Origin of the sequence: Burkholderia cepacia, assembly GCF_029962485.1 — a bacterium.
Taxonomy (GTDB): Bacteria; Pseudomonadota; Gammaproteobacteria; order Burkholderiales; family Burkholderiaceae; genus Burkholderia.
Map to the genome: position 1 here is coordinate 2,321,367 of NZ_CP073637.1, position 22,832 is coordinate 2,344,198.

A 22,832-nucleotide genomic window follows, 5' to 3' on the forward strand; every position below is an offset into this window, starting at 1 on the left:
AAAGAACGTGGGCGCACTGACCAGGCGTGCGGTTGATGATCTGGCTCGTGGTATGGGCACCGCCGACAATCTCAAAAGGGCCCGTTTCTTCGCCAGCCTGGGGCCGGAAATTCCAGGCACAACACACACGACACTATGAGCACTCCTCAATTTGTAATTCAATCTGCGTCGAGCGCATGCGCGACGATTGCCCGCGCGCTGCTGGCGCATGGCGAAATGCTCGCCTGCGCACGACCCGACAGCGCGATTGTCCAGCAAGCGCAGGTAAGCCTGCGACGCCTGGCGGTCGAAATCGACAACGCTGCAATCGGTCTGCAGCAGGCGCGACTGACCGGGGGCGACGAATGAAAGCGCTACTCGCCCGCATCTTCGGACACCGTGCCGAACCGTCGCCCATTCAGGCGGCCACACCCGAGCCGCAACCCGCACCTGCAGCGCCGCGCAAGTCTGGTGGCAAGCGCCAGTACGGCAAAGGCCCCGCCAAGCGCAAGCATCCCGCGCCGCATGGCGCCTATAAGGCGGACTGGAACGAGCCGATTTTGCGGGGTGACCGCCGATGAACGCTATCGACCAGAGCAACCTGTTCGCGATGCTCGCAGGCACCATCGCAACGGCCGACGCAATCAGCCAGGACACGCGACAAACGCTCGATAGTCGCGCCGCCGCCGGCCGGCTGCGTGATGCGCTGCGTTCCTGGCGGCCGCTGGCCTGGAACTATCGCGACTGGACGCCCGCAGCGTCGAGCGCACCCACAACGACCGGAGCAAACGCAGCATGAATACCCACCTGATGACCGCACCCGAGCTGGCAGCACTCTTCGAAATCACCCCGCGCCGCGTCGGCCAGTATCGCGACGACCGGCTGCTGCCGGCTATCGAGCGGGGCAAGTTTGACGTTTCGTTTTTCCTGTGGCTCCGCAAAGGGGAAGAACGCGCCGAAGGACTGCGCAACCGCCCGAGCCGCGACACGCTGGTGGCGCTGGGCTGGCTGAGTGGCAGCAATGACAAGCCGTCCGACGACGACGTGGCCGCGTTCGGCAATCTGTTCGAACGCAACGGCCTGGCGCGCGACGCCGCCCTGGTGGCAATCGGCCGCGCCCAGCAGCTGGTGGCGCGATGAAAATCAGCGAGCCGCGTGGGCGCGCCGTATGGGAGCGCGATGACACCGACCCGTGGGACCGGGCTGTCGAATTGCTGCTGGGGCCTGCCGTCACCGAATCGGACCGCGCGCGACGACGCGCTGATGCACTGGCGTTGTCGGCAGCCGCCATGAAAGCTGCCGAAAAACTCAACCACCCGTAAATCACAATGAGCAACCACATCGAAACACTCACACTCAACCTCGCGCGCGCACTTGCGCACGACGCAGCCGACGCGCTCGAACCGTTTGCCGCCATGCCGATTGACGACGCAGCGCGCGAACGCCTGGCGGTGGCGCTGCGGGCCGCCATGATGGCGAACATTCCGCCGCTGCCGAACCTGGTGCAAGCATGAGCAAACCGACGAAGCGCGCCAAGCGCGCAATGAAGCGAGCCGCCAAGCTGCAGCAGCACGTCGCCGGAATCATCGATTTGCTGCAGCAAGAGGCCGAAGATGAAGTTGCGGCAGCCGAACAGATGATGGCCGCCCTGGAAGCCGAAGTGGCGATGTTCGAAATGCAGCACACTGACAGGGTGATTCACTGATGGCAAAGAACCAGCGTTTAAACGCAACCATCCAGATCGGCGGGGCCGTCGCGCCCACGCTGAAAAACGCATTCGGCACCGTCAACAAAAGCATTTCCGGCGTCGGCAAATCGGTGCAGGACATGGAGCGCCGCCAGAAGCTTTTGGGCCGCACAATTCGTGAATTCGGGCGTGCCGGCCGCGATGTGGACGGCCTGCGCAATTCGTATGCGAAGCTGACCGCCGAACTGGATCGCACGCGCCGCGCCCAGGATCGCCTGGCAGCAGCACGCAAGCGCGCCGAAACCATCGTCGGTGTCGGCGGGACTGCCCTACGCGCAGTCGGCGCAGGGGTCGCCGCATCCGGTCTGGTCGCGCGCCCGATGCTTCACGCCGCCATCGAGCGCGAAAACGCCGTCACCATCATCCGAAATTCCGGCGTATCCAAAGCGGACGGCGATGCGATGGTGAAGGCCGCCCAGGACTCGAAGCAGTTTGGTGTGTCCGTCACGCGCGCAACCGAGACCGTCAGTGAACTGCGCACGGCACTGGGCGACGCGCATCACGCAATTGAGGCGCTGCCATTCACATTGAAGGCGCTTTCCGGACTGCAGCTCTACAACCGTGGGCACAAAGCGCAAATCAGCGAAGATGCAGCCTACAGCCTGGCGAAGATCGCCGAAGAACGCGGCGGCGCGCAGTCTCCCGAAGCGCTGCGCGAAAAGCAAAACTGGGCGTTCAAGGCGCTGACGGGTTCGAACGGTGTTGTTTCTGCGGACGACCAGCTGACCGCGATCCGGCGTGGCAAGAGCGCCGTTGCGGCGATGGATGACCGCGCGTTTTTCGGCGACACGTTCCTGATGCAGGCGATGAGCGCGAACGGATACGGCACGGCATCCAGCACGCTGATGAACGCCTGGATTGGCGGCCATCAGACGCACGGCGCGTTCGATGAAATGATGAAGCTTGGGCTGCTGAATCGCGGCCAGGTTCAGTTCGACAAGACGGGCAAGGTGAAAAAGGTTTCGTCTAGCGCCCTGGTCGGAAACGAATTGTTCCTGCGCGACCCGCAGAAGTGGACCGACACGTACCTGGCGCCGATCCTGAAAAAGCGCGGCATCGACCCGACCGACCTGGATAATGTCGCGGCGGTGGCGAAGTTCGCGAACAGCATCGCGTCGAACCCGAACGCTGCCAACATCATCACGCAGCGCCTGCGATTCTCCAAGAGCATCTGGAAGGACCGGCACAACGTCGATATCGGCAACGGGATTGACGAGTCCGACGCAGCGAATCGTGCATCCACGCAGGGCAAGATGGACAACGCCCGCGCTCGCCTGAATGACGCTGAAGCGCGCATGGGGAATGTCTTGCTTCCGGTGTTCGCCAGCGCAATGGAGAAAGCTGCCAGCGCCCTGGAAGCGCTGAACAAGTTCGCCGACGAGTCGCCCCGCGCGTTCAAAGCGGTGACGTTTGGCCTGGTGGGATTGACCGGCGCTGTCGGCGGCCTGGCGGCTGCAGGGCTGGCGAAAACGGCCGTCACTGGTCTGGTCGGAGCGCTTGGCAGCGGGGCTGGTGGCCTTGGTTCGGCCGTCGCTGCACTCGCCAATCCGATTGGCATCGCCGTTTTGGCGCTCGGTACGCTGGCTGCTGCGGCGTATGCGTTCCGGCCGATCAGCCAAAAGGAAGTCGATGAGGTCAAGGACCAGGGCGGCGCAAAGCTGACGGCATCCGCGAAGGCGCGTGTGGATGCAGGCGAGCTGGACAGGCCCGATGCGTCACCGTCCGCGCCGCGCCCCACCCTGTCGTCCATGCCCAGCATGCGAGGGACGACACAGAACATCATGAACGATTCGCGGCAGTACACCGTGAACGTGACGGCGGCGCCTGGGATGGATCACCGCCAGGTCGCGGACGAAGTGGTGCGGAAACTGGATCAGCGGGACGGCGTGCGGCGGCGAAGCTCAATGTTCGACGGATCGACCCAGTAGACGAAGGGCTGCCAGATGGCGGCCCTTTTTGCTTTTCGGTGGCATCATCAACAATGCGCGATATACGTGCGGGGCAACGACCAATGGAGGCAGGATGGCGAAACGGAAAGGCAGCGCCGACAGCATCGGCGCATGGATTTCGGACGTGAATGACATTGCGTCCAGGCTGGATCGACTGCAGTCGGAAGTTGCCGCATACGCCGATCTGGCGGCAATGGACGCGCGGTCTACGCGCCAAGAGTTAGGCGATATCGCGAATGCCGTGGGCAAGTTCCAGTCGAGATTCGAGGCACTGAAGCGCGAGGCGAATGGCGCGCCAAGAAAAAAGTGGCGCCCCAGTCAAAAAGCCGCCAGCGAGGAAGAGGCTCAGCAATTCTCTGGCCGGCTCTGAAGGCCACGCCAGAAAGGCAAAACCCCCGGTGCACCGCAATGCGCCGGGGGTTTTTGCTTTACTACACCGTACTTCGTCACGTATGTAGCGACGTATGTACAGCCTGTTCCGCCTTCGAAAACGCTTATAAATCAAACGCTTACGATACAATCTGGCGGAGACGGAGGGATTCGAACCCTCGATCCAGGTTTTGGCCCAGATGCTCCCTTAGCAGGGGAGTGCCTTCGACCTCTCGGCCACGTCTCCCAAACCTTCGCTCGCACCAGGGAGTCAGTGCGACGAGAACAAGATCATATAGGGTTTGGAGCCGTTGGTCAATTTCCTTGATGCATTTTCTTCAATGCATCACGAAAAATTCACGATGCCTGATCGAGTTCGAATGCCTTGTGCAACGCGCGGACAGCCAGCTCCATGTATTTCTCGTCGATCAGCACCGAAATCTTGATTTCGGACGTCGAGATCATCTGGATGTTGATGCCCTCTTCCGACAGCGTGCGGAACATCTTGCTCGCGACGCCCACGTGCGAACGCATGCCGACGCCGACGACCGACACCTTCGACACCTTCGGGTCGCCCTGCACGCGCTCGGCGCTGACATGGCCCTTCACCTGGTTGGTGAGAATGTCCATCGCCTTCTGGTAATCGCCGCGACCGACCGTGAACGTGAAGTCGGTTTTGCCTTCGACGCTCTGGTTCTGGATGATCATGTCGACGTCGACGTTCGCGTCAGCGACCGGGCCGAGGATCTGATATGCGATGCCCGGCTTGTCGGGCACGCCCATCACAGCAATGCGTGCTTCGTCGCGCTGGAACGCGATGCCGGAAATGACTGCCTTTTCCATGGTCTCGTCTTCTTCAAAAGTAATCAGGGTGCCAGAGCGCATTTCTTCGTCGAGCGCAATCAGCGGATCGGTCAGGCTCGACAGCACACGCGTCTTCACCTGGTATTTGCCGGCGAATTCGACCGAGCGGATCTGCAGGACCTTCGAGCCGAGGCTGGCCATTTCCAGCATCTCTTCGAACGTCACGCGTTCGAGGCGGCGCGCCTCTTCGACGACACGCGGGTCGGTCGTGTAGACGCCGTCGACGTCCGTGTAGATCAGGCACTCTGCCGCATCGAGCGCAGCCGCGACCGCCACCGCCGACGTATCGGAGCCGCCACGGCCCAGCGTCGTGATGTGACCGTCGGGATCGACGCCCTGGAAGCCCGTGATGATCACGACCTTGCCTGCGTTCAGATCGGCCTTCACGCGCTCGTCGTCGATCGAGTGGATGCGCGCTTTCGTGAACGCGCTGTCGGTCTTGATCGGCACTTGCCAGCCGGCGTAGCTCACGGCCTCGACGCCGATTTCCTGGAGCGCGATCGACAGCAGGCCGACGCTGACCTGCTCGCCGGTCGACGCGATCATGTCGAGCTCACGCGGGCTCGGCTGGCTCGAAATCTCTTTCGCAAGACCGAGCAGACGGTTGGTTTCGCCGGACATCGCCGAAGGCACGACCACCATCTGGTGCCCGGCCTGATGCCATTTTGCGACGCGTTTCGCGACGTTCTTGATGCGCTCGACCGAGCCCATCGAGGTGCCGCCGTATTTGTGTACGATGAGTGCCATTGTCGTTCTGAACTGGAGGAGAAACCGCACGGGCGCGCTGGGCAGGCCGCGTAGCCGTTCGGTCACGCGGCTTGTGGCTGTGGACGGACGACGAGAGGGACGGCTGGGACGCAACACGCAAGCGTGACGGATTTTGCCCGGAAGGCCGATCAGGCCGCGCAAACCGGGTACGTCACGCGGAAAACCTGCACAAAACGCTCAAAAATCGAGCCGAGCAAACGACCGAGCGTACCCGATAGAAGCCCGCTTGACAAGCCGCCCGCCGTGTTGGCGGCCGTTCCGGCGCTGTTTACCAAATGGTGAAAATGGGCGCGCCATCGCGACGCCGGAAGCCTGCCCACCGTTACGCGATCAGCAGGTCGGGACGCCATTCGATCCGGCGCCAGGCGCCGTCGCCGGCCGCCTCGCGGTCGAACAGGTCAGCATCGCGATTGATGCCGAGCCGCGGCACGTAGATCAGCCGCTCGTCCGCGAACAAGAGCGGCACGTCGCGCTGCCAGGCCGGTACGCCGCGCTCCTGGAACAGGTTCTTCAGCGTGCGGCCCGGCCCGCCCGGCGACGTGCGCATCCGCTCGCCGCCCGCGCGGGCGCGTACCGCAAGCCGCACGCTGCGCAGCAGCGCCTCCGGCACGGCATCGGCACTCCCCGCCTCGGCTTGCGCGAACACGTATGTGCCGCGCCAGCCCGGCAGGTGCCACACCTCCTGCCCATCCCACGCGAGCGCCGCTTCGGGGTGCGGCGAGCCCGTGCCGTCGTCGGCTGGTTCGCTGCTGTCGCCCGCTTCCCAGTAGACGACATCGCGATAGAGCCGCAGGCACTGCCCCGCATGATCGACACGCAGCGCGTGGGCGTCATGCGCGGCGCGCAGTTGCCGCATCATGTTGGCGAGCCGCGCGGCCGACGCGCCCGGCAAGCCGAGCCGGCGCATCCAGAAGCGCAGCAGGTTCGCGCCGCGCGTGTCGTCGAACGCGACCAGCGCGTCGCGCGACAGCGCATGCCCGTCGTCGCGCGCGGCGGCGGCGAAATCCAGTTCAGCCAGATCGTCGAGCAGCCGCTGCGCGGCGGCCGCATGCTGGGCCGCGCGGCCGAGTGCGTCACGAAACCCGGGGAAATGCACGGCCAGCGCCGGCAGCACGTCGATGCGCAGCGCATTGCGCGCATAGCGCGTGTCGCCGTTCGATTCGTCGTCGATCCACGCGAGCGCGTGCTGCTCCGCATAGCGCTCAAGTTGCACACGCAACAATCGCAGCAACGGCCGCACACGCTCGACGCTCACACCGTCCGGGCGATAGCGCGGCGCCATCGCGGCGAGCCCGGCGATGCCCGCGCCGCGCAGCAATTGCAGCAGCACGGTCTCGGCCTGGTCGTCCGCATGCTGCGCGAGCCATAGCGTGGCTGCGCCGTGGCGTTCGCACATCGCGTCGAGCGCCGCATAGCGACGCTCGCGCGCCGTCGCCTCGATGCCGAGGCCGCTGTCGCGCGGCACGTCGACACGCATCGATTCGAATGCGACACCGAGTCGCGCGGCTTGCGCTTCGGCATGCGCGACCCACGCATCGGCGTTCGCACTCAGGCCGTGATGCACGTGCAGCGCGACGCAACGGGACGCGCCCGCGACACGCACGGCCGCATCGAGCAGCACGGTCGAGTCGAGGCCGCCGCTGTAGGCGATCGCGATGCACGCATCGGCCGGCATGCCGGAAAGCGCAACGCCGACCGCGTCGAGGACGACACGGTCGGCGGAGAATTCGGTCGGCGGGATCACGAGCGGGACGCGCGCGCAGCGGCGCGCGAATTGAATACGCAGCCGGTCATGCGCCGGGCGTGGTTTCCTTGAACTTGCCGTAGGCCATCAGGCGTTCGAAGCGGCGCTCGCGCACTGCATCGATGCTCATGCCCTGGAACTGGCGCAGCGAATCGGCGAGCGCGCGGCGCAGCAGTGCAGCCATGCCCTTCGGATCGCGATGCGCGCCGCCGAGTGGCTCGTTGATGATCTTGTCGATCAGGCCGAGCGCCTTCAGGCGGTGCGCGGTCAGGCCCAGCGCTTCCGCGGCTTCCGGCGCCTTCGCGGCACTCTTCCACAGGATCGACGCGCAGCCTTCCGGCGAGATCACCGAGTAGGTCGAGAACTGCAGCATCATCACGGTGTCGGCCACGGCGATCGCCAGCGCGCCGCCCGAACCGCCCTCGCCGATCACGGTCGTGATGATCGGCGTCTTCAGCTCGGCCATCACGTACAGGTTGTGGCCGATCGCTTCCGACTGGCCACGCTCTTCCGCGCCGATGCCCGGGTAGGCGCCCGGCGTGTCGACGAACGTGAAGATCGGCAGCCCGAACTTTTCGGCGAGACGCATCAGGCGTTCGGCCTTGCGATAGCCTTCCGGACGCGGCATCCCGAAGTTGCGCGCGGCGCGCTCCTTCGTGTCGCGGCCCTTCTGGTGACCGATCACCATGCACGGATGACCGCCGAAGCGCGCGAGGCCGCCGACGATCGACAGGTCGTCCGAGAACGCGCGGTCGCCATGCAGCTCGTGAAAATCGGTAAACAGTTCCGCGACGTAATCGAGCGTGTACGGACGCTGCGGATGCCGCGCGATCTGCGAAACCTGCCACGGCGACAGGTTCGCGTAGAGGTCTTTCGTCAGTTGCTGGCTTTTCTTCGACAGCCGCTCGATTTCTTCCGAAATATCGACAGCCGAGTCGTCCTGCACGAATCGCAGCTCTTCGATCTTGGCCTCGAGTTCGGCGATCGGCTGTTCGAAATCCAGAAACGTGGTCTTCATGTGTTCGAATCCTTGGGTCTTGCGGCAGCGCGTATTCTACCCGCGCGGGCGACGCTCAAAACCGGCTCTCAACTATTGATGTTTAAAACCCGATAGCCGACGCTCAGGCGTCGGTGTCGGGCGCATCGAGGCTGCGCCACATGTACCAGGTCGCGACGGTGCGCCACGGCTCCCAGTTGGCTGCGACTTCACGCGCCTCGCTGCGCGTGACGGGTTCCCCGCTGAAATAATTGACGCTGATCGCGCGGATCAGGCCCGGGTCGTCGAGCGGCAGCACGTCCGGCCGCGACAGGTTGAAGATCAGGAACATCTCGGCCGTCCAGCGGCTGATGCCGCGGATCTGCGTGAGTTCCGCGATCACGTCCTCGTCGTCCATCGACGTCCATTTGTCGACGTGCAACGCGCCCGATACGAAATGCTGCGCAAGATCGAGGATGTATTCCGTCTTGCGTTTCGACAGCCCGCACGCGATCAGCTTGTCCGCGCCGAGCCGGATCACCGGCTGCGGCGCGAGCTTCGGGCACGCGTCCTCGATGCGCGCCCACAGCGACTGCGCGGACGGCACCGAAATCTGCTGGCCGACGACCGAGCGCGCGAGCGTGACGAACGGGTCGCCGCGCTTCACGAGATGCGCGGGACCGAACTTCGGAATCAGTTTCTTCAGGATGCGGTCGCGCTTGACGAGGTCGGCGCAGGCCTTGTCCCAGTAGGCAGGACGCACGACGACCTCCTCGCCGTCCACTTCGGACGCACGGGTCTTGCGGGCCGCGTCGGCGGCCGGTTGCGCCGCCGCCGGCTGCGCATGACCGTTCAGCGCGCCGTTCGGCGCGGCACGCGTCGCGTCCGCCTTCGCCGCCGGCACGCGCCTGGCTGCCGGACGCGCGGCGACCGCGGTCGCGCGCCTGACCGGCGCTTTTCTAGCCGTTGCCATCTTGCCTCCTACCTGACGGATCGGTCAGTGGAACGCACCGCGCTCATACGCGACGCCATTCGGTCGATCCGCCCGGTTTGTCTTCAAGTGCGATGCCGGCTTCGAGCAATTCCGCCCGGATCCGGTCCGCTTCGGCATAGTCCTTCGCTTGCTTCGCCGCGACGCGCGCGGCGATCTTCGCTTCGATCTCGTCGGCGGCGACCGCGCCCGCCTGCGCGACGCCGGACGCCTGCTGCAGGAATGCGCGCGGCTCGCGGCCCAGCAGGCCGAGCAGGCCCGCCAGCTGTTTCAGCTGCCGCGCGAGCGACGCGTCGCGCGTGCGATTCACTTCGCCCGCGAGCTCGAACAGCGTCGCCACCGCGACCGGCGTGTTGAAGTCGTCGTTCATCGCGGCCGCGAAACGCTGCGCGTACGGCTCGTTCCAGTCGAGCGCGAGCGTGTCGGCCTCGACGTCCTTCAGCGCCGTATACAGACGCGTGAGCGATGCACGCGCGTCGTCGAGATGCACGTCGCTATAGTTGAGCGGCGACCGGTAGTGCGTGCGCACGATGAAGAAGCGCATGACTTCCGCATCGTACCGCTCGAGCACTTCGCGGATCGTGAAGAAGTTGCCGAGCGATTTCGACATCTTCTCGTTGTCGACCTGCACGAAGCCGTTGTGCATCCAGTAGTTGACGAACGTCTCGCCGGTCGCGCCTTCGCTCTGCGCGATCTCGTTCTCGTGGTGCGGAAATTGCAGATCCTGCCCGCCACCGTGGATGTCGAAGTGATTGCCGAGCAGCGAGCAGCCCATCGCCGAGCACTCGATGTGCCAGCCCGGGCGCCCCATCCCGTACTTCGATCCCCACGACGCGCCTTCCGGATCTTCCGGCTTCGCGCGCTTCCACAGCACGAAATCGAGCGGATCTTCCTTCGCGTCGTTCGCGGCGACGCGTTCGCCCGCGCGCAGATCGTCGAGCGACTTGCCCGACAGCTTTCCGTAGTTCGTGAACTTGCGCACCGAATAATTGACGTCGCCATCGGTCGCCTGGTACGCGTAGCCGTTCGTCTCGAGCGTCTCGATCATGCCGAGCATCTGCGGGATGAACTGCGTCGCGCGCGGCTCGATGTCGGGCCGCTGGATGCCGAGCGCACTTTCGTCCTCGTGCATCGCGCCGATGAACCGGTCGGTCAGCGACTTGATCGTCTCGCCGTTCTCGACCGCGCGGCGGATGATCTTGTCGTCGATGTCGGTGATGTTGCGCACATACGTGACCCGGTAACCGATCGCACGCAACCAGCGCTGGACGAGGTCGAACACGACCAGCATGCGCGCGTGGCCCACGTGACAATAGTCGTAGACGGTGATCCCGCATACGTACATCCGCACTTCGCCGGACTGGCGCGGCACGAAAACTTGCTTGTCACGCGCGAGCGTGTTGTAGATGCGCAGTGATTCCATAGAGATGAACCGTGAGCCGAAGGAAACCGCCCTGGCGAAGCTCGCCCAGCATGCGAAACGGACGGACCATCTGCTGCGGCGCCAGGCCGAGCGTCCTCGTATCACATGGGGCGGTCAGGCTGCAAGCACAGCGGTGACGGCCACGAGAGGCAAAGAAAGACTGTCTGCCGCTCGCCGGAACGCGCAGACGTTTTGTTAGAATGGCTCGGAGTATAACATTCCGATTTACGCCTATGAAACCTCATCGCGGCCGCGCGCAGAGCGCTGCGACCCTCGTTGCGACCACCGTCATGGGCGTCGCGCTGACGCTGTTCGCGGTCCCCGCGGCGCATGCGCAGAAGGCCCCGGCCGTCGCCGACGGCACCCCCGAAATCGACGCGTCGATCGCCGGCAAGCAATGGAAGCAGGCGCTCGCGCAGCTCGACGCGCGCATCGCGTCGAACCCGCACGACGTGCAGGCGCAGTTCAAGCGCGGCACCGTGCTGGCCCGCCTGAACCGCGACGACGACGCGATCCAGCAGTTCGTCGCGATCACGCAGGCGTACCCCGAACTGCCCGAGCCGTACAACAACCTTGCGGCGCTTTACGCGAAGCATGGCCGCTACGACGACGCGCGCACCGCGCTCGTCACCGCGACGCAATCGAACCCGAGCTACTCGCTCGCGTACGAGAACCTCGGCGATCTCTACCTGCGCCTCGCGGCCGAGTCGTACAAGCGCGCGCAATCGCTCGGCCGCACGAGCGGCGCCACCGCGCAGCGCCTCGCCGATCTCCAGAAGATCGTGTCGCCGCCGAAAGCCGCGTCGAACGCACGCGCGGCGACGCCCGCCACGCGCGACTACACCGACCGCGCCGCCGCGAACGTGAGCACCACCACGCTGCCGATGTCGCCGACGTTCCAGTTCAGCGGTCCGTCGGGCGCACTGGCGGCGCCGTACGTCGCGCCGTCGCAATAAGCGGCGCGGCCTTCTTTCCCTCCCAACCTGAGGATCGCAATGAAACGTCTGTTGCTGGCGCTTGGCGGCGCCGCCCTTCTCGCGACCGCGACCGCACCTGCGTTCGCGCAATCGGCTACCGCGCACCCCGTCGTGCAGCTGAAGACCTCGCAGGGCGACATCCGCGTCGAGCTCTACCCGGAGAAGGCACCGAAGTCGGTCGCCAACTTCCTCGATTACGTGAAGGCCGGCCAGTACAACGGCACGATCTTCCATCGCGTGATCAAGGGCTTCATGATCCAGGGCGGCGGCTACAAGACCAACTTCGAGGAGAAGCCGACCCGCGCGCCGATCCCGCTGGAGAGCCGCAATGGTCTGAAGAACCTGACGGGCACGATCGCGATGGCGCGCACGAGCGATCCGAACTCCGCCACCGCGCAGTTCTTCATCAACACGGTCGACAACAGCGGCCTCGACTACCCGAACCCGGACGGCAACGGCTATGCGGTGTTCGGCAAGGTCGTGTCGGGCCTCGATGTCGTGAAGAAGATCGAAGGCGTCGCGACGACCTCGCGCGGCCCGATGCAGGACGTGCCGGCACAACCGATCGTGATCGAATCGGCCAGCATCGTCTCGAAGTAAGAACCTGCCGGCACGTCCGGCGCCTCACGCGGCCGCGTCGCACGACCGGCCGCGTGCCATTTAAACCGCCTCACCGAAGGAATTCATCATGGTTGAACTGCATACGAACCACGGCGTGATCAAGCTCGAGCTCGACGCCGAGAAGGCACCGAAGACGGTCGAGAACTTCCTGAACTACGTGAAGAAGGGCCACTACGACGGCACCGTGTTCCATCGCGTGATCAACGGCTTCATGATCCAGGGCGGCGGCTTCGAGCCGGGCCTGAAGCAGAAGCCGACCGACGCGCCGATCGACAACGAGGCGAACAACGGCCTGAAGAACGACAACTACACGGTCGCGATGGCACGCACGAACGATCCGCACTCGGCCACCGCCCAGTTCTTCATCAACGTGAACGACAACGACTTCCTGAACCACTCGTCGCCGACGCCGCAGGGCTGGGGCTACGCGGTGTTCGGCAAGGTCGTCGAAGGCCAGGACGTGGTCGACAAGATCAAGGGCGTCAAGACGGGCAACGCTGGTTTCCACCAGGACGTGCCGGCCGACGACGTCGTGATCGAAAAGGCCGTCGTGGTCTGACGCACGGTTACGGAGACACTTCGATGTTGCAGGAGAGTCCGCCGCGAAGCGTCTCCGCGGGCGTGCCAGGCGAGCGCGAGTACGCGCAAGCCGCACGCCCGTTCCTGTTTCTCTCCGATCTGCATCTGAGCGAAGCGATTCCGAAGACGGTCGCCGCGTTCGAGCATTTCGTGAAATACACCGCCGACAGCGCCGACTCGGTGTTCATCCTCGGTGATCTTTTCGAATACTGGATCGGCGACGACATCCTCGACGACGATCCGTTCGCGGCCCGCATGGCCGCGCTGATGCACACGTTCTCCGAGCGCGGGATCGCGCTCTACGTGATGCACGGCAATCGCGATTTCCTGCTCGGCCGGCGCTTCATGAAGGCAGCCGGCGCAATGCTGCTGCCCGACCCGTCGCTGATCATGGCGTTCGGCCAGCGCATCGTGCTCGCGCACGGCGACGCGCAATGCACGGCCGACCGCGGCTACCAGGTGTTCCGTCGCTTCGCGCGCAACCGCGTCGTGCAATGGCTGTTTCTCGCGTGGCCGTTCCGCTGGCGCCGCGCGCTCGCGCAGCGCATGCGCTCGAACAGCGAAACGGGCCGGATGCGCCCTGCTTCGGCCATCTACGATGTCACGCGTGAAGGCGTGGCCGCCCTGTTCCGCAAGAGCCGCGCGAGCGTGATCATTCACGGCCACACGCATCGCCCCGCGCGCCACCTGGAACCGGGCGGCATCCGCTGGGTGCTGCCCGACTGGGATCTCGATCACGGCGCACCGCGCGGCGGCTACCTGCGCGTCGACGCGGAAGGCATCCACGCGATGCCGCTCGACTGACGCCGCCGTCGCACTGACCGGCGGCCGTCGGCACGCATCGCGTTCGTTACATCTGGCGCTCGACCGTCTTTCCCTCCAGCACCGCCGACAGCCTGCGCAGGTCGAGGCGCGCCGCATCGGCGCCCTGCAGCGTTTCCAGATGCGTCCCGAGCTGTTCGAGCGCCGCGACGATCTCGTCGACACGACGGCTTTCCTTCGCCGCGTGATCGATCAGGCCGTGGATCGCGAGCGACATCGGATCGTCGGCGTTCGGCGTGATCCCGTACGCGCAGAATGCCGCACGCTCGGGCTGCGGCTTCGGCTGCGCCGGCATCACGACGCGCGCCGGATTGCCGACCGCCGTGCCGCCTGGCGGCACCGGCTTCACGACGACCGCGTTCGAGCCGATCTTCGCTCCCGCCCCGACCGTGAAACTGCCAAGCACCTTCGCACCCGCGCCGACGATCACGCCGGCTTCGAGCGTCGGGTGGCGCTTCGCGCCGCGCGTGAGCGACGTGCCGCCCAGCGTCACGCCCTGATAGATCGTGCAGTCGTCGCCGATAATCGCCGTCTCGCCGATCACGACACCCATGCCGTGGTCGATGAACACACGCCTGCCGATCGTCGCACCGGGATGGATTTCGATCCCCGTCAGGAACCGGCCGGCCTGCGACGCGAAACGTGCGAGCCAGTAGCGCTTCGCGCGCCAGCATGCGTGCGCGAAACGATGCAGCACGAGTGCATGCAACCCCGGATAACAGGTCAGCACTTCCCATGCACTGCGAGCGGCGGGATCCCGCTCGCGAATCGTTGCAACGTCTTCGCGCAGTCTCGTGAACATGATGTGGTCTGGGAAAAGGCCGGCGCGCATCGCCGGCAATGACCGGCCGTTATCGCGCCGGGTAATTTGCTTATGACGTCCGGCGATTGTAGGGCCAGTCGCGCACGGCCGCACGCGGTCGCGCGTTCACCCCGCGGCCGGCGCGGGTATTCGGGCGGAAGGCTTGCTGGAGCGGGCTTGCTGGAGCGGGCTTGCCGGGAGGGTCGACCGGGTGGAATGCGCCGGGCCGGGGCGCTTCCGCGCTGACCGACGCGCGACCTGCCCGGCCCGAAGCGGCATCCGGGCGACGATCGAGCGACCGAGCAACCGGCCGCCGGTGCGCCGGCCGCTTACGCGTCGCCGTCGGGCTTGCCCGATTTCAGCAGGATGTGCTTCGCGACGCCGCGCAGGATGTTGACTTCCTCGCGCTCGAGGCCCGTGCGCGCGAACAGGCGCCGCAACCGCGGCATCAGCTTCTTCGGATTGCGCGGATCGAGGAAATCGAGCGCGATCAGCGCGTTCTCGAGGTGGACGTACATCCGCTCGATCTCGTCGCTCTGTGCGAGCGTGCCGACCTCGGCCGACTGTTGCGCCAACGGCTCGGCCGCCTGCTCGAGAAACGCGACGCGCAACTCGTACGCGAGCACCTGCACGGCCTGCGCAAGGTTCAGCGAGCTGTAGGCCGGGTTCGCCGGAATGTGCGCGAGCGCGCTGCACTGCTCGACATGCTCGTTCGCGAGGCCCGTGCGCTCGTTGCCGAACACGAGCGCGATGTCGCCCGTGCCGACCTGTGCGCACGCCTGCGCGGCGGCCGCACGCGGCGCGAGGCGCGGCGGCCCGTATTCGCGCGTGCGCGCGGTCAGTGCGATCGACCAGTGAACGCCGGACAGCGCGTCGCCGAGCGTCGGCACGACATGCGCGGACGCGAGGACGTCGTCCGCGCCGCTGGCCATCGCGATCGCCTCGGGGTCGCTCTGCACGTGCGGCACGCGCGGCGCGACCAGTACGAGACGCGAAAAGCCCATCGTCTTCAGCGCGCGGGCGGCCGCCCCGACATTGCCGGGATGGCTCGGCTCGACGAGCACGAAGCGGGTGGACGTGAAGCCGCCGGACGGCGGCGGGGACGAGGCCGCGCCCGGCTCGGACGGCGCGGCGGTGTTCTGCGGAGTTTCCACTACGATGCGACTCGGTTCATCAGAATGGCAGTATGGTATCGCCATCGCCGCGGCAAACCCACTCGTCCGGACGGACAGTGGGGGTTTCCCCGCATTCCGGTCGCCTGAAACCGCCAAAAATCGGGTAAAATCATGCCTTTACGCGTCGCGCACCGTGCGGCGCGGGTCGTACCCCGTTCTTTGTCAATTCGCGTCTCACCTCGCCCGGCATGCTTGCGCCGTTCCGGGCGGTTGTTCCACTTCGTGGCGGCCCGTGCCGCCGGCTACAGGATCCAGGCTCATGCATCCCATGCTCAACATTGCTGTCAAGGCTGCGCGCCGCGCCGGACAGATCATCAATCGCGCGTCCCTCGATCTCGACCTGATCGAGATCCGCAAGAAGCAGCAGAACGACTTCGTCACCGAAGTGGACAAGGCCGCCGAAGACGCGATCATCGAGACGCTGAAGACCGCCTACCCCGATCACGCGATCCTCGCGGAAGAATCGGGCGAATCGGAGAACGAATCCGAATTCAAGTGGATCATCGATCCGCTCGACGGCACGACCAACTTCATCCACGGCTTCCCGTACTACTGCGTGTCGATCGCGCTCGAGCACAAGGGCGTCGTCACGCAGGCCGTCATCTACGATCCGAACAAGAACGACCTGTTCACGGCCACGCGCGGCCGCGGTGCGTACCTGAACGACCGCCGCATCCGCGTCGGCCGCCGCGACCGCCTGGCAGATGCACTCGTCGGCACCGGCTTCCCGTTCCGCGAGAAGGACGGCCTCGACGCGTACGCACGCCTCTTCACCGAAATGACGCAGGCCTGCACGGGCCTGCGCCGCCCGGGCGCGGCGGCACTCGATCTCGCGAACGTCGCGGCCGGCCGCCTCGACGCGTTCTTCGAGCAAGGCATCAACGTGTGGGACATGGCCGCGGGCAGCCTGCTGATCACCGAGGCCGGCGGCCTCGTCGGCAACTACACGGGCGACGCCGATTTCCTGCATCGCCATGAGATCGTCGCGGCGAACCCGAAGATCTACGCGCAGATGATCCCGATCCTGAACCGCTACAGCCGAGTCCACCCGGCAGCGGAGTAAAAGCCCGAGCCGCGCCCGCATGGCGCGGCTTTTGTGCAAACCGCTCGCGGGCATCGTCACGATCGCGCGCCGTTCGCCGCCCGATCACCCGGGAGGCGCGACAATCTGCCGTGCACAAGGGGCGCTTCGTGCGCCTATCCTGAAGTTGCCCGAGTCGTCCGGGCGGGTCGGCGTACTGCCGCTCGCCCCGCTTCTCCCGCAACGACAATGAATGGTTTGCGTCCGGCAGGCCCGCGCGACGAACAACGCCGCCGCCGGCATACCGGCCCCACCTGTATCAACATCGCCACGACGCCGTGGCAATCGCATCCGAGTCCCCATGTTACGGCTAAGCGAAATTAAACTCCCCCTTGACCACCCCGAGAGCGCACTCGAGGCCGCCGTTCGCGCGCGCCTCGCCGAGCTTGGCGTGGCGGCGGACGAGCTCCTCCGTTACACCGTGTTCCGCCGCGCGCACGATGCGCGCAAGCGTTCGGACATCAAGCTCACGTACATCGTCGATCTCGAGGTCAAGGACGAAGCGGCCGCGCTCAAGCGCATGGCCGGCAAGCCGCATTGCGGCAAGACGCCCGACATGGCGTACCACTTCGTCACGAAGGCGCCCGAGCGCGCCGATTTCCTGCGCCCGGTCGTCATCGGCATGGGGCCGTGCGGCCTGTTTGCTGGCCTGATCCTCGCGCAGATGGGCTTCCGTCCCATCATCCTCGAACGCGGCAAGGCCGTGCGCGAGCGCACCAAGGACACCTTCGGCCTGTGGCGCAAGAGCGTGCTCAACCCCGAATCCAACGTGCAGTTCGGCGAAGGCGGCGCCGGGACCTTTTCCGACGGCAAGCTGTACAGCCAGATCAAGGATCCCCATCACTATGGCCGCAAGGTGCTGGACGAGTTCGTCAAGGCCGGCGCACCGGAAGACATCCTGTATCTGAGCCGGCCGCACATCGGCACGTTCCGCCTCGTGAGCATGGTGGAAAAAATGCGCGCGTCCATCCACGAACTCGGTGGCGAAGTGCGCTTCGAAACCCGGGTCGACGACATCGACATCGATCAGGGCAAGGTGCGCGCGCTCAAGCTGTCGAACGGCGAAACGCTCCCGTGCGACCACGTAGTGCTGGCCGTGGGCCACAGCGCGCGCGACACGTTCCAGATGCTGCACGACCGCGGTGTCTATATCGAAGCCAAGCCGTTCTCGCTGGGGTTTCGCATCGAACACCCGCAGGGGTTGATCGACCGCAGCCGTTTCGGCAAGTTTGCGGGCCACAAGCAGCTCGGCGCGGCCGACTACAAGGTGGTTCACCACGCCAATAACGGCCGGGCCGTCTACAGCTTCTGCATGTGTCCGGGCGGCACGGTGGTCGCGGCGACCTCCGAGCCGGGGCGTGTCGTGACCAACGGGATGAGCCAGTATTCGCGCGCCGAGCGCAACGCGAATGCCGGCATCGTCGTCGGCATCACGCCGGACGACTATCCCGGCGGCCCGCTGGCAGGCATCGCGTTCCAGCGCAAATGGGAAGAACGCGCGTTCGAACTCGGTGGCGGCGATTACCGCGCGCCGGGCCAGTTGGTCGGCGATTTCATCGCAGGCCGGCCGTCGACGTCGCTGGGTTCCGTGGCCCCGTCGTACAAGCCTGGCGTGAATCCGACCGACCTCAGCACCGCGCTGCCGGACTACGTGATCGAAGCCATCCGCGAAGCGTTGCCCGAGATCGACAAGAAGATCGCCGGCTTCGCGATGCACGATGCGGTGCTGACCGGCGTGGAGACGCGCACGTCGTCGCCGATCCGGATTCGACGCAAGGATGACTACCAGAGCATGAACGTGGACGGCCTGTATCCCGCCGGCGAAGGCGCCGGCTATGCGGGCGGCATCTATTCGGCCGCCATCGACGGTATCGAAGTCGCGCAGGCGGTCGCACTCAGCATGACGTCGGGGCACACGTCCTGACAAGCCGGACAAAGCCGGCGTGCGAAGGTCCGTGACCCGAGTACGCCGGCTTTTGCATGTCCGCCGCGCCAGTGTGCTTCATCGGCGCGCAGCCATCGCGCGCTTTCGGCACTCCCGTCAAAACACGCCGGGAATCAACCGGTACCGAACCTTCGTCTTGTACGCACGATAATCGGCGTCTTCCGACAGCACCCGCTCTTCCATACTGATTCGCCCAATCTGCAACAGCATCCAGATGCCGATCGTGAGCAGGTTTCGCGTACTGAAGTTTGCAAGCAGGAAACCGATTTCGGACAACAGATAACCGGCATAGATCGGGTGGCGCATGAACCGGTACGCACCGGTTGACACGACGCCGCGATTCGCCGGCAGCAAACCGAACGAGCGCCCGAGCGACAGTTTCGCGAACAGTTGCCACGCAATCCCGCATATTTGCCAGGCGCCCCCCGCCCACTCCGGAATCAGTTGTGTGCTGGCAGTCAGCTGATAGGTCAGGCAGTAAAACGAACCACCCAGAGAGAAGCACACCGCGACGGGATGCCAGTCACGCCGTGTCGGCAATTTGGCAAAAGCCGACATGCCGACGGTCAATACCGCGGATACCAGCAGCAGGATCAGCGTGATCCGGCTCGGGTCCGCTCGCCACGACATGTAAATCAAATAAGCAAATACGCCTAGCACGGTCACCGACGCCACGCGAGCACAAAGCTCGATCAGATTGATCCGCTCCGACTCATGCGCAACCGCTGTAACGTGCGGCACCAGCGTACTTTGCGCGCACGCGCCCCCCGCATCCTGTATGGCCTGCTTCATGTTTGTGCCCCGAACTTACTGCGTTTTTATATATATTGCCGTTTCAGACTAGCACGCTCCCACCACTGAAACTTGCTTAAGTTTCAGTTTTGCGAGGTTGATTGGTGTAAGTCCCGAGAGCATCGGCAAATATAAGGACCGTGTAACCGGATTACGCGGCCTGCCAAACGTTTCACAGTTCGCAGCGCTGTTCAGACGGACGAAATCGTCTGCGGTAATGGGCGGCTTGTATCCCTGGCTAAAAAAGGGCCGAATGAAAGCCGCAGACCTGGCGGCCATGATCGATACCGAACGACGGCGCTGCTCGGCGAGGTTCGAAGCGGCAACGCGCCGTCCAACGTCCAAACACACGTTCTGATATGCGGGGCGCCGTCAGCACGCAAGGGTTACGACTGAACGGCACGGAACTCATCGAAATCACGATCCGGTCAAGTCAATGCTTCGGAGATGCCAGTCGCATAAGTCAAAGACCCTCACGGAGTACGAATTGCCCATGAATCGACTGGAAACGTGGTGGATATAGGCGAATTTGCCCGACTGTCGGCGAGCATACTTGGGAACTCAATGACCATACCGGACACGGCCATGGCTTCCTCAAACATGCAAGCGATCGTGTGCGGCAAGACTATCCAGGTTGTCTTGATGGCTGATGCCGGAACGGCCAGTATTTTCGTCGTGGACAATGACGACGGTTCCCATCAGTCAAAAATCGTAAGCGTTCGCCAGTACATTGATGCTGGCATGGCTGACGAGGGTGTTGCCCGTCACGTACTCGATGTTGTCGTGGCGGCGATTGAGCGGCGCGGTCAGCGCTGGGCGCACTGAACGTCAGCTTGCCCGTTCGTCGAACCGTACAAGACTCGCCCGCACATTGACGTCAGAGTGTCGTCAACAATCGCAATTGATGCTCGGTTTCAGTTCCCTTAACCAGCGCATAGCACCGCGTCTCCCGTCGCTCGATCACTGACAGGCCTTCTGTATCGGAGAAGGTGTTCCATATGACGCCGTCAATACTTGCAAATTCGCCGTGAGTTCGCGCAAAGGCACGCAACAGCGGACTTGCTTCACGACGAAGAACGACACGGTCTGCATTTAGCACATAGGTCGACCAGCCACCGCGGAGGACCAGGTAATAGGGTATCGAACGGTGGTCAATTTTCATGAGCAGAGCTGCTTCTTCCATTGTCATCGCCACGAGGTCTAACCGTTCGCCTTGCCGATGACGTTATTGACTCGAGTGGTGCGCGACCACGGCGGGTTGGTGAAGCTGGCCGGTTTCGATGCGCGCGATGATCCGATTGCGTATGCGACGCAATGGACGGAACGATGGCTGGCCGCTCAACTTGGCTGCAGGCAAAAGGGAGGCGGCGCTACTGTGCCTTGAGCTTCGGGCATCGTGGATACGTTACCGCCTGGGGTGCTTCATTTCCTCGGCCTCCATCGCGGCGAGTCGTTCTTCACTTGCGGATACAGATTCCATGGCTTCGTCGATCGAAGCCAATGCATATTCGCAGGCCAGTTTCGATTCTTCAACGGTAGCATCTGGCTGGTCGTCGTCGCTTGGCGGAGGGGAAAGCATGTCTCCGAGCATCATCGCCAGCTCGGGGGTGTCCCATTGTTCGCCCTTCTGCACCTTCTTCTTTATATAGTGCCGGATTTCCGCGTCTTGCTCGGGCGAAAGTGGAAGGTGCCGAAACGTGTTGCTTGGGTTAGCGTCAATCATGATGTTGCTCCGAAGTTCAAATGCCCCCTTGGACTGTCCATGCTACGCGCATGCCCCCGGAAAGCGATGAGGGTGAAGGAGCAAGTTGCTATTTTCGGCAGCGCGAATCCTGAATGCGTTCGAGGCGGGCCCAAAGCTCGTCCACTTGGAGCGTCAGGACCTTGTCTCGCCTAGATTGCGTGCGGAGCTTGTTGAGCTTGACTCTCCAGTACGCCGGATCGTTCACCGACGATCGGTTGATGAAGGCGTGTTGCGCTTGCTCAAGCAGCCCGATCGATCGTCTGATCTGGGCCAACTCGCGTTCCGCGTCGCAGTACCAGCTCATGCTTGTCGCCTTCTGATTATGATTTTAATCCCGACTTGCCGGACGGCGCGACGGGCCGACTGATCATCAGTCTCGCCGCTGCGAGGCGGCCGGCCAGCATGCCAAGCACATCGTCCGGCCGCCATACCTCGTGCCGGGGACCGAGATGGCGACGCCAGAGGGCCCCTCGGCCGGCACGTTGTGCACGATGTTCTCTAGTACATTTTGCGGGGCGGCAGCATGCGCTTCGCCCGTAGGCGCTGCCTGGAGACGGCACTGGCTTTTTTCCGCTTGCGCTCCGTCGTGGGCTTTTCGTAGCTGGTGCGACTGCGCAACTCCCGAATCAACCCGGTCTTCTCGATACTGCGCCGGAATCGCCGCAGCGCGACATCGATTGGTTCGTTGATCTTCAGCGTGACGGTTGTCATGTAACTCCTGTTTAAAAACGTTTGACGGGAAAACTAGCCGAGCCGCGTCATGACGGTGCTCGCTATCTCGTCAGATTCGAACTCCGAATACCCGGCGCCAATTGAAAATGCGCGCACAGCCGCAAACATCTGCAGCTCTTGTTGATGGCACAGCGCAGAATTGGTCATTCCAGCGGGCAGGACTGCGTCGCTCCGAGTGACCTTGCTCCGTCTGATCAGATCAAGAAGTTCGTCGACGATCATTTCGTCCTCCCAATTGCTGGCAAGTCACGTTGCCATGGCGAGTCGCGTTAGAGGGCGTTCAAGAAGAAGCCCTGCTTTTCGCGATTGTTGTCGATGACGCTCTCGGCGTAGCGCACCGACGCACGACGTGCGTCACCGGCGGTATCGAACGGGCCGTCATCGAGAAGCCTGAACGTCTGGCTCTGTGTCAGCGTGTCGGCTGTGCCGCGAAGGCAGATCTTGACCGCTGCATCGAAGCCGGCATCGTAGTTATGCGGGCTGCCATCCAACGCAGGCACGTGCGGGTAAATCAGTGGATAGATCTCGAATCCACGGTAGATATGCATGCTCATAGTGAACTCCTGGCGATCGATTGCGGCGACTCGCAAGGACGAGCGTATGCAGCCAGCATCGCCTGATGCATGGCGCGACGGGTCAGGGTGAAAGGGACAAACGTTGCGAGCGAGGAAATGCGCGACGCAACACGGTGGCAGGTGGAGGGCGAGCGGTCAAACAGCAAACGGGTGCTCGAACGAAACCATCATACGCGC

30 protein-coding genes, 1 tRNA gene and 1 pseudogene are annotated in these 22,832 nt (G+C 64.2%); 17 read left to right on the forward strand and 15 right to left on the reverse strand.

Features of this window, described 5'->3' with window-relative positions; genetic code table 11:
* Positions 1-135: 135 nt before the first annotated feature.
* The 9 genes from KEC55_RS10800 (at position 136) to KEC55_RS10840 (ending at position 4,045) form a co-directional block, all read left to right on the forward strand.
* Positions 136-348: a hypothetical protein gene (locus KEC55_RS10800; protein WP_282505475.1), complete on the forward strand. Its 213-nt coding sequence runs from the start codon at positions 136-138 to the stop codon at positions 346-348.
* A complete protein-coding gene (locus KEC55_RS10805; RefSeq protein WP_282505477.1) occupies positions 345-560 on the forward strand; it encodes a hypothetical protein in 216 nt (71 codons plus the stop codon). The genes KEC55_RS10800 and KEC55_RS10805 overlap by 4 nt, the downstream gene beginning before the upstream one ends.
* Complete coding sequence (locus tag KEC55_RS10810; RefSeq protein WP_282505478.1) at positions 557-778, forward strand: hypothetical protein; 222 nt, start codon at positions 557-559, stop codon at positions 776-778. The genes KEC55_RS10805 and KEC55_RS10810 overlap by 4 nt, the downstream gene beginning before the upstream one ends.
* Positions 775-1,119 (forward strand): hypothetical protein, encoded by a 345-nt coding sequence (locus tag KEC55_RS10815; protein ID WP_282505479.1) that lies wholly within the window; start codon positions 775-777, stop codon positions 1,117-1,119. Before KEC55_RS10810 ends, KEC55_RS10815 begins: the two co-directional genes overlap by 4 nt.
* Positions 1,116-1,301, forward strand: a complete 186-nt coding sequence (locus tag KEC55_RS10820) for a hypothetical protein (RefSeq protein ID WP_282505481.1) — start codon at positions 1,116-1,118, stop codon at positions 1,299-1,301. The genes KEC55_RS10815 and KEC55_RS10820 overlap by 4 nt, the downstream gene beginning before the upstream one ends.
* A 6-nt stretch (positions 1,302-1,307) precedes the next feature.
* Positions 1,308-1,493: a hypothetical protein gene (locus KEC55_RS10825; RefSeq protein ID WP_282505482.1), complete on the forward strand. Its 186-nt coding sequence runs from the start codon at positions 1,308-1,310 to the stop codon at positions 1,491-1,493.
* Entirely contained in the window at positions 1,490-1,684 is a 195-nt protein-coding gene (locus tag KEC55_RS10830; protein ID WP_282505483.1) for a hypothetical protein, read from the forward strand. The genes KEC55_RS10825 and KEC55_RS10830 overlap by 4 nt, the downstream gene beginning before the upstream one ends.
* The gene (locus KEC55_RS10835) at positions 1,684-3,654 is read left to right on the forward strand and encodes a hypothetical protein (RefSeq protein WP_282505484.1); all 1,971 of its coding nucleotides are present in this window, start codon (positions 1,684-1,686) and stop codon (positions 3,652-3,654) included. Before KEC55_RS10830 ends, KEC55_RS10835 begins: the two co-directional genes overlap by 1 nt.
* A gap of 94 nt (positions 3,655-3,748) precedes the next feature.
* The gene (locus KEC55_RS10840) at positions 3,749-4,045 is read left to right on the forward strand and encodes a hypothetical protein (protein ID WP_282505485.1); all 297 of its coding nucleotides are present in this window, start codon (positions 3,749-3,751) and stop codon (positions 4,043-4,045) included.
* 152 nt (positions 4,046-4,197) lie between these two features.
* Here KEC55_RS10840 and KEC55_RS10845 read toward each other — a convergent pair.
* Both KEC55_RS10845 and KEC55_RS10850 read right to left on the reverse strand, forming a co-directional pair.
* Positions 4,198-4,291 (reverse strand) — tRNA-Ser (locus KEC55_RS10845).
* 110 nt (positions 4,292-4,401) lie between these two features.
* Positions 4,402-5,655 carry an aspartate kinase gene (locus KEC55_RS10850; protein WP_282505486.1) on the reverse strand — a complete coding sequence of 418 codons (1,254 nt, stop codon included), beginning with the start codon at positions 5,653-5,655 and terminating at the stop codon, positions 4,402-4,404.
* On the opposite strand from KEC55_RS10850, the pseudogene KEC55_RS35115 reads away from it, so the two are divergent.
* A pseudogene (locus KEC55_RS35115) lies at positions 5,638-5,875 on the forward strand (hypothetical protein); the annotation flags it as partial. The gene KEC55_RS10850 and the pseudogene KEC55_RS35115 overlap by 18 nt on opposite strands.
* A 123-nt stretch (positions 5,876-5,998) precedes the next feature.
* Here the strand turns inward: KEC55_RS35115 and tilS are convergent.
* From tilS to cysS, 4 genes are all read right to left on the reverse strand, one after another.
* Positions 5,999-7,420: a tRNA lysidine(34) synthetase TilS gene (gene tilS, locus KEC55_RS10855; protein WP_282505487.1), complete on the reverse strand. Its 1,422-nt coding sequence runs from the start codon at positions 7,418-7,420 to the stop codon at positions 5,999-6,001.
* 46 nt (positions 7,421-7,466) lie between these two features.
* Positions 7,467-8,438 (reverse strand): acetyl-CoA carboxylase carboxyltransferase subunit alpha, encoded by a 972-nt coding sequence (locus KEC55_RS10860; RefSeq protein WP_176047389.1) that lies wholly within the window; start codon positions 8,436-8,438, stop codon positions 7,467-7,469.
* 103 nt (positions 8,439-8,541) lie between these two features.
* The gene (locus KEC55_RS10865; RefSeq protein ID WP_282505489.1) at positions 8,542-9,369 is read right to left on the reverse strand and encodes a DNA-3-methyladenine glycosylase family protein; all 828 of its coding nucleotides are present in this window, start codon (positions 9,367-9,369) and stop codon (positions 8,542-8,544) included.
* Positions 9,370-9,412: 43 nt separating this feature from the next.
* Positions 9,413-10,810 carry a cysteine--tRNA ligase gene (cysS, locus tag KEC55_RS10870; RefSeq protein WP_282505490.1) on the reverse strand — a complete coding sequence of 466 codons (1,398 nt, stop codon included), beginning with the start codon at positions 10,808-10,810 and terminating at the stop codon, positions 9,413-9,415.
* Between the two features lie 233 nt (positions 10,811-11,043).
* On the opposite strand from cysS, the gene KEC55_RS10875 reads away from it, so the two are divergent.
* The 4 genes from KEC55_RS10875 (at position 11,044) to KEC55_RS10890 (ending at position 13,791) form a co-directional block, all read left to right on the forward strand.
* Positions 11,044-11,766, forward strand: coding sequence for a tetratricopeptide repeat protein (locus tag KEC55_RS10875; RefSeq protein ID WP_176047392.1), 723 nt, complete (start codon positions 11,044-11,046; stop codon positions 11,764-11,766).
* A gap of 39 nt (positions 11,767-11,805) precedes the next feature.
* Complete coding sequence (locus tag KEC55_RS10880; protein ID WP_011352517.1) at positions 11,806-12,387, forward strand: peptidylprolyl isomerase; 582 nt, start codon at positions 11,806-11,808, stop codon at positions 12,385-12,387.
* Positions 12,388-12,475: 88 nt separating this feature from the next.
* Positions 12,476-12,967: a peptidylprolyl isomerase gene (locus tag KEC55_RS10885; RefSeq protein WP_027784822.1), complete on the forward strand. Its 492-nt coding sequence runs from the start codon at positions 12,476-12,478 to the stop codon at positions 12,965-12,967.
* A 23-nt stretch (positions 12,968-12,990) separates the two neighbouring features.
* Positions 12,991-13,791, forward strand: a complete 801-nt coding sequence (locus KEC55_RS10890) for a UDP-2,3-diacylglucosamine diphosphatase (protein WP_282505493.1) — start codon at positions 12,991-12,993, stop codon at positions 13,789-13,791.
* Between the two features lie 46 nt (positions 13,792-13,837).
* On the opposite strand, the gene cysE is transcribed toward KEC55_RS10890, so the two are convergent.
* Both cysE and KEC55_RS10900 read right to left on the reverse strand, forming a co-directional pair.
* Positions 13,838-14,641: a serine O-acetyltransferase gene (gene cysE, locus KEC55_RS10895; protein ID WP_282505494.1), complete on the reverse strand. Its 804-nt coding sequence runs from the start codon at positions 14,639-14,641 to the stop codon at positions 13,838-13,840.
* 299 nt (positions 14,642-14,940) lie between these two features.
* Positions 14,941-15,765: an RNA methyltransferase gene (locus tag KEC55_RS10900; RefSeq protein WP_282505495.1), complete on the reverse strand. Its 825-nt coding sequence runs from the start codon at positions 15,763-15,765 to the stop codon at positions 14,941-14,943.
* 280 nt (positions 15,766-16,045) lie between these two features.
* Between KEC55_RS10900 and KEC55_RS10905 the strand changes: the two genes are divergently transcribed.
* Together KEC55_RS10905 and KEC55_RS10910 are read left to right on the forward strand one after the other, a co-directional pair.
* Entirely contained in the window at positions 16,046-16,849 is an 804-nt protein-coding gene (locus tag KEC55_RS10905) for an inositol monophosphatase family protein (RefSeq protein ID WP_176047396.1), read from the forward strand.
* A 319-nt stretch (positions 16,850-17,168) separates the two neighbouring features.
* Positions 17,169-18,791, forward strand: a complete 1,623-nt coding sequence (locus KEC55_RS10910; protein ID WP_282505496.1) for an NAD(P)/FAD-dependent oxidoreductase — start codon at positions 17,169-17,171, stop codon at positions 18,789-18,791.
* A gap of 117 nt (positions 18,792-18,908) precedes the next feature.
* Here KEC55_RS10910 and KEC55_RS10915 read toward each other — a convergent pair whose 3' ends face one another.
* Complete coding sequence (locus tag KEC55_RS10915; RefSeq protein ID WP_282505497.1) at positions 18,909-19,604, reverse strand: methyltransferase family protein; 696 nt, start codon at positions 19,602-19,604, stop codon at positions 18,909-18,911.
* Between the two features lie 585 nt (positions 19,605-20,189).
* Here KEC55_RS10915 and KEC55_RS10920 point away from each other — a divergent pair.
* On the forward strand, positions 20,190-20,429 hold the full coding sequence (locus tag KEC55_RS10920; RefSeq protein ID WP_282505498.1) for a hypothetical protein: 240 nt from the start codon (positions 20,190-20,192) through the stop codon (positions 20,427-20,429).
* A 52-nt stretch (positions 20,430-20,481) separates the two neighbouring features.
* On the opposite strand, the gene KEC55_RS10925 is transcribed toward KEC55_RS10920, so the two are convergent.
* The 6 genes from KEC55_RS10925 to KEC55_RS10950 all read right to left on the reverse strand — a co-directional run bounded on the left by KEC55_RS10925 (position 20,482) and on the right by KEC55_RS10950 (position 22,634).
* Positions 20,482-20,766 (reverse strand): hypothetical protein, encoded by a 285-nt coding sequence (locus KEC55_RS10925; protein WP_282507515.1) that lies wholly within the window; start codon positions 20,764-20,766, stop codon positions 20,482-20,484.
* A gap of 243 nt (positions 20,767-21,009) precedes the next feature.
* Positions 21,010-21,327 (reverse strand): hypothetical protein, encoded by a 318-nt coding sequence (locus KEC55_RS10930; protein ID WP_282505499.1) that lies wholly within the window; start codon positions 21,325-21,327, stop codon positions 21,010-21,012.
* Between the two features lie 88 nt (positions 21,328-21,415).
* Positions 21,416-21,652 carry a hypothetical protein gene (locus KEC55_RS10935; protein ID WP_282505500.1) on the reverse strand — a complete coding sequence of 79 codons (237 nt, stop codon included), beginning with the start codon at positions 21,650-21,652 and terminating at the stop codon, positions 21,416-21,418.
* A 194-nt stretch (positions 21,653-21,846) separates the two neighbouring features.
* On the reverse strand, positions 21,847-22,059 hold the full coding sequence (rpsU, locus tag KEC55_RS10940; RefSeq protein WP_282505501.1) for a 30S ribosomal protein S21: 213 nt from the start codon (positions 22,057-22,059) through the stop codon (positions 21,847-21,849).
* 33 nt (positions 22,060-22,092) lie between these two features.
* Complete coding sequence (locus tag KEC55_RS10945; RefSeq protein ID WP_282505502.1) at positions 22,093-22,302, reverse strand: hypothetical protein; 210 nt, start codon at positions 22,300-22,302, stop codon at positions 22,093-22,095.
* A gap of 47 nt (positions 22,303-22,349) precedes the next feature.
* Positions 22,350-22,634 carry a hypothetical protein gene (locus KEC55_RS10950; protein WP_282505503.1) on the reverse strand — a complete coding sequence of 95 codons (285 nt, stop codon included), beginning with the start codon at positions 22,632-22,634 and terminating at the stop codon, positions 22,350-22,352.
* Between the last annotated feature and the right edge of the window lie 198 nt (positions 22,635-22,832).

Bases quoted from the DNA above. Each gene is read 5' to 3' on its own strand.
- KEC55_RS10800 (WP_282505475.1), top strand. From the start codon at position 136: ATGAGCACTCCTCAATTTGTAATTCAATCTGCGTCGAGCGCATGCGCG.
- KEC55_RS10805 (WP_282505477.1), top strand. From the start codon at position 345: ATGAAAGCGCTACTCGCCCGCATCTTCGGACACCGTGCCGAACCGTCG.
- KEC55_RS10810 (WP_282505478.1), top strand. From the start codon at position 557: ATGAACGCTATCGACCAGAGCAACCTGTTCGCGATGCTCGCAGGCACC.
- KEC55_RS10815 (WP_282505479.1), top strand. From the start codon at position 775: ATGAATACCCACCTGATGACCGCACCCGAGCTGGCAGCACTCTTCGAA.
- KEC55_RS10820 (WP_282505481.1), top strand. From the start codon at position 1,116: ATGAAAATCAGCGAGCCGCGTGGGCGCGCCGTATGGGAGCGCGATGAC.
- KEC55_RS10825 (WP_282505482.1), top strand. From the start codon at position 1,308: ATGAGCAACCACATCGAAACACTCACACTCAACCTCGCGCGCGCACTT.
- KEC55_RS10830 (WP_282505483.1), top strand. From the start codon at position 1,490: ATGAGCAAACCGACGAAGCGCGCCAAGCGCGCAATGAAGCGAGCCGCC.
- KEC55_RS10835 (WP_282505484.1), top strand. From the start codon at position 1,684: ATGGCAAAGAACCAGCGTTTAAACGCAACCATCCAGATCGGCGGGGCC.
- KEC55_RS10840 (WP_282505485.1), top strand. From the start codon at position 3,749: ATGGCGAAACGGAAAGGCAGCGCCGACAGCATCGGCGCATGGATTTCG.
- KEC55_RS10850 (WP_282505486.1), bottom strand. From the start codon at position 5,655: ATGGCACTCATCGTACACAAATACGGCGGCACCTCGATGGGCTCGGTC.
- KEC55_RS10860 (WP_176047389.1), bottom strand. From the start codon at position 8,438: ATGAAGACCACGTTTCTGGATTTCGAACAGCCGATCGCCGAACTCGAG.
- KEC55_RS10865 (WP_282505489.1), bottom strand. From the start codon at position 9,369: ATGGCAACGGCTAGAAAAGCGCCGGTCAGGCGCGCGACCGCGGTCGCC.
- cysS (WP_282505490.1), bottom strand. From the start codon at position 10,810: ATGGAATCACTGCGCATCTACAACACGCTCGCGCGTGACAAGCAAGTT.
- KEC55_RS10875 (WP_176047392.1), top strand. From the start codon at position 11,044: ATGAAACCTCATCGCGGCCGCGCGCAGAGCGCTGCGACCCTCGTTGCG.
- KEC55_RS10880 (WP_011352517.1), top strand. From the start codon at position 11,806: ATGAAACGTCTGTTGCTGGCGCTTGGCGGCGCCGCCCTTCTCGCGACC.
- KEC55_RS10885 (WP_027784822.1), top strand. From the start codon at position 12,476: ATGGTTGAACTGCATACGAACCACGGCGTGATCAAGCTCGAGCTCGAC.
- KEC55_RS10890 (WP_282505493.1), top strand. From the start codon at position 12,991: ATGTTGCAGGAGAGTCCGCCGCGAAGCGTCTCCGCGGGCGTGCCAGGC.
- cysE (WP_282505494.1), bottom strand. From the start codon at position 14,641: ATGCGCGCCGGCCTTTTCCCAGACCACATCATGTTCACGAGACTGCGC.
- KEC55_RS10905 (WP_176047396.1), top strand. From the start codon at position 16,046: ATGCATCCCATGCTCAACATTGCTGTCAAGGCTGCGCGCCGCGCCGGA.
- KEC55_RS10910 (WP_282505496.1), top strand. From the start codon at position 17,169: ATGTTACGGCTAAGCGAAATTAAACTCCCCCTTGACCACCCCGAGAGC.
- KEC55_RS10915 (WP_282505497.1), bottom strand. From the start codon at position 19,604: ATGAAGCAGGCCATACAGGATGCGGGGGGCGCGTGCGCGCAAAGTACG.
- KEC55_RS10920 (WP_282505498.1), top strand. From the start codon at position 20,190: ATGGCTTCCTCAAACATGCAAGCGATCGTGTGCGGCAAGACTATCCAG.
- KEC55_RS10925 (WP_282507515.1), bottom strand. From the start codon at position 20,766: ATGAAAATTGACCACCGTTCGATACCCTATTACCTGGTCCTCCGCGGT.
- KEC55_RS10930 (WP_282505499.1), bottom strand. From the start codon at position 21,327: ATGATTGACGCTAACCCAAGCAACACGTTTCGGCACCTTCCACTTTCG.
- KEC55_RS10935 (WP_282505500.1), bottom strand. From the start codon at position 21,652: ATGAGCTGGTACTGCGACGCGGAACGCGAGTTGGCCCAGATCAGACGA.
- rpsU (WP_282505501.1), bottom strand. From the start codon at position 22,059: ATGACAACCGTCACGCTGAAGATCAACGAACCAATCGATGTCGCGCTG.
- KEC55_RS10945 (WP_282505502.1), bottom strand. From the start codon at position 22,302: ATGATCGTCGACGAACTTCTTGATCTGATCAGACGGAGCAAGGTCACT.
- KEC55_RS10950 (WP_282505503.1), bottom strand. From the start codon at position 22,634: ATGAGCATGCATATCTACCGTGGATTCGAGATCTATCCACTGATTTAC.